Origin of the sequence: Sulfuricurvum sp. RIFOXYD12_FULL_44_77, assembly GCF_001830725.1 — a bacterium.
In the GTDB taxonomy this organism is placed as follows: Bacteria; Campylobacterota; Campylobacteria; order Campylobacterales; family Sulfurimonadaceae; genus Sulfuricurvum; species Sulfuricurvum kujiense_A.
The window spans coordinates 1-1,211 of the sequence record NZ_MIBU01000184.1 but is presented as its reverse complement, the minus strand read 5'-3'; the positions used below and the strand labels follow the sequence as shown (position 1 = coordinate 1,211).

Sequence of the window (1,211 nt, the reverse complement as noted above, 5' to 3'; positions counted from 1 at the left end):
CTATCCTCCCGGATCGACAATCAAGACCGGTATGGGACTTATCTATGCTACTTCAGGAATGCTTGATGAACACAGCAGCGTAGATTGCAGCGGGTCTATGAAACTGGGCAATCGTGCATTTCGTTGTTGGAAAAATCATGGACATGGGTCAACGGACCTGTCAAAAGCGATTACACAAAGCTGTGATGACTATTTTTATAAAGGTTCGTTGCAAGTGGGAATCGAGCGGATGAGCAACGGCATGATGCGTATGGGATTGGGCAAAAAGAGCGGTGTTGATTTGCCGAATGAATTTATCGGTACCGTTCCGAGTCGGGCGTGGAAACGGGAAAAATTTAATAAACCTTGGTATCAGGGTGAAACCCTTAATACGTCGATTGGACAGGGCGATTTTCTCGTTACACCGATGCAGATTGCTCAGCAGACGGCTTTGATGGCAACAGGAGTTCTCCCAATACCGCATATTGCAAAAACGATCGGTAATAATCCTTATATGCCTAAGCCTTTGGATGTTTTAACGCCCCAAGAGAAACAAAAACTTCCTATTGTACAAAATGCGATGCGAGGTGTCTGTAATGACCCCGGCGGAACCGCAAAGGCTTTTATCCATACACGGTTTCCGATAGCAGGAAAGACCGGAACCGCACAAACAACGGGGATTGCACAAAACGTTAAAAAGCGGCAGAGTGAACACAGTATGGACTATTTCAGCCGTTCTCATGCGTGGTTTACCACGTATGGACCTGCCGATAATCCGCAGTTTATCGTAACGGTCATGGTGGAACACGGAGGACACGGGGGAGAGGCTACCGGAGGGATGATTTCATCCATCTATAATAAGCTGGATGATCTGGGGTATATTAAAAAAACTCCCCCGCAGGAGCAATAGTTACTCTTCGAGTGTACGAACAATCAGGCTTTTAGGGAGATTGAACCGCTCAATCAGTTCTACCTCTTTTTGACGCATCTCCCCCTTATCGATTTCGTGATCAAATCCTAGTAGATGGAGCATCCCGTGGATAAAGAGGAGGGCGATTTCGTTATTCTCGCTGTGACCTAATTCATGGGCAACACTCTGAACTTTGTCAACGCTAATAACGATACTCCCCAACGGAGCACCGGGAAAGGGATCGCTCGGAAAGCTGAGGACGTCGGTCGCCTTGTCGATGTCGCGAAATTCGCGGTTAATCTGCGCAATCTCGTCGTTATCG

Annotated in this window: 2 protein-coding genes; one reads left to right on the top strand and one right to left on the bottom strand. The window is 47.3% G+C overall.

Annotation, left to right across the window (positions count from 1 at the left end; all coding sequences use genetic code 11):
- On the top strand, positions 1 to 889 hold an 889-nt coding region (locus tag A2517_RS07200; RefSeq protein WP_294895566.1), incomplete at its 5' end, for a penicillin-binding transpeptidase domain-containing protein.
- On the opposite strand, the gene ybeY is transcribed toward A2517_RS07200, so the two are convergent.
- The coding region (ybeY, locus tag A2517_RS07195) for an rRNA maturation RNase YbeY (protein WP_294895564.1) at positions 890 to 1,211 on the bottom strand (322 nt) is incomplete at its 5' end.